Consider the following 5146-nt stretch of genomic DNA (forward strand, 5'->3'; position numbering starts at 1 on the left):
ACTGACGGAGGCTTGTCCAGATTTTTATGGGGAGAATCGCCACAGAAAATACATCTTAAAAAGCGTTATGGAACAGAGAGTTGGAGTTGCGGAACAGAGAAGCAGAGAACGGGAACAGATAACGTGTGATAGGGAACAGAGTCAACCGCTTAGGGAACAGACCACCCAAGCCAGATCCACTAGCCAAAACACACAAAAAAAGCTGCCCGACTTCAGCGGACAGCTTCGTTCTACTATTCAATAATTCGTAGCTCTTTCGGAGTCTTCGTCAACGTTTCATAACCGTCTTTCGTAACAAGAACATCATCTTCAAGTCGAACCCCGCCAATTTTCGGATCATAGATACCAGGCTCAATGGTGTACGTCATTCCTTCCTTCAATACGCCATCATTCAAGTGGCTCATGGATGGAAATTCATGTACGTTGATGCCAAGTCCATGACCAATTCGGTGAGGGAACAACTCTCCATACCCTGCTTCTGTGATAAGATCGCGAGCCGTTTGATCCAGATCACCAATTCTTGTTCCTGGTTTACTAATTGCCAGAGAAGCTTCTAAGGCTTCGCGGACCTTTTCATAAATTTCCTTTTGCTCATCTGAAATACTCTTGAATGCAAATGTACGTGTGATATCAGAAGTGTAGCCTTTCCATACGACACCAAGATCAAATAAAACGAAGTCACCAGGCTTCAACTGACGGTCACCCGGGTTGCCATGAGGCTGGCCGGACTTTTCTCCAAATAATACCATAGTGGAGAATGACATTTCGGATACACCTTTTTTCTTTAACTCGTATTCAATCGTTGCTAGTACTTCCATTTCAGTGACGCCTTCCTGGAGTGATTCCGTTCCTACTTTCACACCGTAATCGGCAAGCTCGGCCGCTTCCCTCATAATGGCGATCTCTTCCTCATCTTTTACTACTCGCATTTCATTCAATTGGTCTTCAACATCTTTAACTTCTACTTCTTCAAACAGGCGAAGAAATGATTCACTGCGGCCGTAGGAAAGCACTTGCTTCTCAATACCGACACGTTTGACAGAAGTGATGCCTTTTTCCTTCATAAGATCTCCCATCATCTCCCAAGGATCTTCATGATCGGCATAACCAATTACGTCGAAGGACCATCCCGTATCACGCAGCTGCCCTTCTTCCATTCCAGGCAGGACGGCGACAGGGTCGGCCTCTGGAAAAACGAGCAGACCTAACAACCGCTCATGGGGATCTGTATGAAAGCCTGTTAAATAAAAAAAGTTTTCGGTCGAATTTATGAATGCTGCATCAATTTGGTTCTCTGCTAAGTATTTGGAAAAACGTTTTCGTCTTTGTTCCATAAGTTTCACTCCTCATGAATATCATTACTCTAATCATCATATCTCAACCTATCCATCAATCCAAATGACACAAAAGTATGAAAAGGACCGTCCAAAATCTCTTGAACGTTTTGCGACATTTACGAATTCACAATTTTAATACGGCATGCGATTCGATATAATGACGAAAGGTTGATGTCTAATAGAAAATGGAGGTCATGCATTTGGATCGCACGCGTTTTTTTGTTCGAGTAGCAGCTATATACGCACTTATTGGAGCATTCATCGGCTCACATATGGCCGGGGGTGGTGGGCTTGAATTAAGCGCAATTCACGCTCACATTCTTGTTGTTGGATGGCTTTCTCTTTTTGCTTTTGCTATCTACTATAAAGTCTTCAATATTCCAAAAAACTCCAGACTATCTAAAGTTCACGTATGGAGTTCATTCATCGGTGTCTTAGGTCTTACCGTCGGCATGTGGCTGTATTATACACAGCCGGTTGAGGGGATGCGTACATTTAATACCATATTCTTCATCATCGGGGGTACGGTTCTACTTATTGCCTTTCTTGTCTTTGCCATCATGGCCTTTGTGCATGGGAAGTTCATATCCGAAGATTAAAAAGCAGGCTTATTCAGCCTGCTTTTTATTATGGATAATATTGAAGGAGACGATCATCTTTATTGGATGGGCTCCCTCTTCCATCGGTATTGTTTGTAATAAAATAAAGAGAATCATTCACAACTTCTACATCCCTTATCCGTCCGAATTCGTCTGTAAGAATAGCAGGTTCATCTCCTTGAAAAGAAAGCGTACGGACCGCTGTACCACGTAAGGAAGCAATAAACAACTTCTCATCATAGGCTACAATTCCTGATGGAGCCCAGGTACGATCTCCCGTTTGGTAGAGAGGAGTGATTAAACCTTCCTCTTCTTCATCACCTACTATCAGGGGCCAGCCGTAATTTTGTCCAGCTTCTATCAGGTTCACTTCATCTCTATTGTCAGGACCATGTTCTGAGGCAAACAGGTCTCCATTTTCGTTCCACGTAAGACCTTGAGGATTACGGTGACCATATGAAAAAACATAAGAATCTTGATAAGGGTTATCCTCCGGCACACTTCCATCAGGGTTCAACCTTAAGATTTTACCAGCAAGACTGTTTTTCTTTTGGGGAAGCGACTTATTCAGAGCGTCACCAGTGGTAACAAATAGACTCCCATCCGGCGCAATTTCCAAACGCCCCCCATTATGAAACTGAGCCCCTGGAATTTTTTCTAAAAGCGGTTTTACTTCAACCCACTTATCAACTTCCTTTTTGAGGAGAACCACTCGATTGTACACTTCCTGTTCTTCTTCATACGTATGGTAGGCATAGGCTTGCTGGTTTTCTTCAAATTCTGGAGTCAACTTGAAGCCTAAGAGACCACCCTCGCCAATTTGTTTGATTTCCTTTTCAGTTTGCACAGGAAACCTCTTTAAACCTCCTCCCTGCGTCCAAGAAGCGATGTTGCCTTCACGTTCTGAGATAAAAAAAGTACCTTGATGAGCTTCGATATCCCAAGGTGAATTCAGATTTCCGATGACTATCTCAAATTTTCCCTTTTGATCAGTGACTGGTTCCTTTTTTTCCGTTTCCCGTTCGTTTGAGCAAGCGACTAAAAGCAGCAGGGACATAATTAAAGTCAAAAATACAATCTTATTCTTCATACCTACCACCAACGCTTTCTTATGTTTACCCGTATTGTAGCAGGCAGAGTTTGGAAAAGCATTAAAAAAGCTGCCCCGACAATGCGGAACAGCTAGTTATACCTTTAAGATGCTTGACGAAGCTGAGTTCGATGTAAAACGGATTTTTCCAATCGATAGCCGAAAACCCCTGCTACAACTGCTAAAGCTATATCCTTGATTAAAAATGGGGTCATACTGGACCATGCAACTGTATAACTGAGCCCTTCTCCTCCAACCCAGAAGTTCATCGCTGCGTAAAACCAATTCACTCCGATAAGGTAATTGATAACGATCCCGACAAGAGCAGCCGTTACATACATAGGGAAGTTCCTTTTAGATTCAGCAAGTTTACCGACGAAGAAAGCTAAAACAATAAATGAAATAATAAAACCGAATGTAGGTGAGATAATGACGGATAATCCACCTTTGAAGCCTGCAAACACGGGAGCTCCAACTAGCCCTAACGCAGTATAGACAAGCATAGAGGTCATACCAAGGCGGCTGCCCAAGATGAGTCCTGCAAGAATGGCGAAAAAGGTTTGCAGTGTAAGCGGTACACCTAAAATGTTCAAAAATGGAGCGACAGCTGTAATGTTTGCGCCTACAGCCATCATAGCGACAAACAGAGCTCCAAGGGTAATATCATAAGCGGATAAACGGGATTTACTCATGTGACATTCCTCCATACCAAGTATCTTCTATCTACTAAGATACTGAAAAGCTGCTGTTAATGTCAACTTATTTTTAATTAGGTTAACTTATGTTCATAGTCCAAGTCCAATCGATATTTGATTCGTATAACTAGTATAAGCAACAATTTGATTTTACTCGACAATTTGCTTAGGCGTGTATCCGCACGCCTCTAATCTTCTTATGTCCTCTATGGTCACATCAGCAGGCTTAGCAATTAACCGCTCAGCATATTGCAGGGCTGCTTTCCATTCCTCACTCATTTCATAATCAGAATAATTTTCCAACCAACTCAGGAGGTCCGGTTGATCAATGTATTGTTCTAATGCCTCTTTATGGGCTTTAGTACAAAAATCACACCCGTTTTTCATTGAAACAAATGTGATAATGGCTTCTCTGAGACTATCGCACATCGAAGTTTCCTTTATCGCTTTCTGCAATGGAACAAAAGCTTCAAATAAATCAGGATCATTCGCTAACATACGGTCAAAAAGCGGCGATGGGCCTTCCTTTTTATGTTCAATACATAATTCTTCCATCTCTTTCTGTTTTATGGGTTTAATCCATGGCATGATTCTTCCCACTCTCTCATTCTAGGTATTTTTTATTAATTTAAATAATCCATTATAACTATTAATTGGTGACATTTACCTATTACTGTAGTAAAGTATACTCAAAAGCAAGGGAGGGATTTGATGTTTTCTCCCCAACGATCCATGGGGCAATATGGCACCCCTCAAGAAACGGTTGACTATATGGTTAAGAGTTTATTAGGATACTTAGACGATGGAAAGCAAAGTTATAAAATTTTAGACCCGTCAACAGGGGACGGCATTTTTCTAAGATCATTGATTCGCTCAGGCGTTCCACCAAGTTCTTTAGTCGGACTTGATATTGATCCTGAAATCCCATCACCTCATGAAGAGATTACTTTTTCTCACGCCGACTTTTTAAGAGAGCCTAATGAGGAGAAATACGATGCGATTATAGGAAATCCTCCTTACAAATCAAAACGTCAAAGCACATACTTACAAGAGAACAAAGATTATCTAAGCAAAGAGTTTCAATCGATAGGCATTCACAACATGTATTCCTTATTCATCTATAAGGGACTCCAACAGCTCAAACGTGGAGGAGTATTGTCCATGATTGTTCAGGACTCATTTTTATCAAATGTCTATTATAAACGCTTCAGAAAATATTTATTGCAGCATACGGAAATTAAAGAAATTATTCTTGCACCCAGAAGGTTATTCCATAAAGGCAAAGCAGATGTTAGAACAGCCATTTTGACTTTAATAAAAAAATATCCAAGTGACATCAATCCTGAGCATAAAATGAAGTTGATTGATCGATTGATAGACCAAAACTATTTTGAGCCAATGGATGAGCAGGTTCAACACCTGCCA

The 5146-nt window shown here is 41.3% G+C and carries 6 protein-coding genes; 2 read left to right on the top strand and 4 right to left on the bottom strand.

Annotated elements, in window-relative coordinates:
- Positions 1–233: 233 nt before the first annotated feature.
- The gene (locus LD39_RS13905; RefSeq protein ID WP_035548147.1) at positions 234–1334 is read right to left on the bottom strand and encodes a Xaa-Pro peptidase family protein; all 1101 of its coding nucleotides are present in this window, start codon (positions 1332–1334) and stop codon (positions 234–236) included.
- A 203-nt stretch (positions 1335–1537) separates the two neighbouring features.
- Here LD39_RS13905 and LD39_RS13910 point away from each other — a divergent pair, with 203 nt between their 5' ends.
- A complete protein-coding gene (locus LD39_RS13910; RefSeq protein ID WP_035548150.1) occupies positions 1538–1936 on the top strand; it encodes a hypothetical protein in 399 nt (132 codons plus the stop codon).
- A gap of 28 nt (positions 1937–1964) precedes the next feature.
- Here LD39_RS13910 and LD39_RS13915 read toward each other — a convergent pair whose 3' ends face one another.
- The 3 genes from LD39_RS13915 to LD39_RS13925 all read right to left on the bottom strand — a co-directional run bounded on the left by LD39_RS13915 (position 1965) and on the right by LD39_RS13925 (position 4309).
- On the bottom strand, positions 1965–3026 hold the full coding sequence (locus tag LD39_RS13915; RefSeq protein ID WP_035548153.1) for a sorbosone dehydrogenase family protein: 1062 nt from the start codon (positions 3024–3026) through the stop codon (positions 1965–1967).
- A 104-nt stretch (positions 3027–3130) separates the two neighbouring features.
- Positions 3131–3718: a biotin transporter BioY gene (locus LD39_RS13920; RefSeq protein ID WP_035548156.1), complete on the bottom strand. Its 588-nt coding sequence runs from the start codon at positions 3716–3718 to the stop codon at positions 3131–3133.
- Between the two features lie 153 nt (positions 3719–3871).
- Positions 3872–4309, bottom strand: coding sequence for a carboxymuconolactone decarboxylase family protein (locus LD39_RS13925; protein ID WP_035548159.1), 438 nt, complete (start codon positions 4307–4309; stop codon positions 3872–3874).
- 123 nt (positions 4310–4432) lie between these two features.
- On the opposite strand from LD39_RS13925, the gene LD39_RS13930 reads away from it, so the two are divergent.
- On the top strand, positions 4433–5146 hold a 714-nt coding region (locus LD39_RS13930), incomplete at its 3' end, for a class I SAM-dependent DNA methyltransferase (protein ID WP_035548164.1).

The organism is Halobacillus sp. BBL2006, from assembly GCF_000786645.1.
Classification (GTDB): Bacteria; Bacillota; Bacilli; order Bacillales; family Halobacillaceae; genus Halobacillus.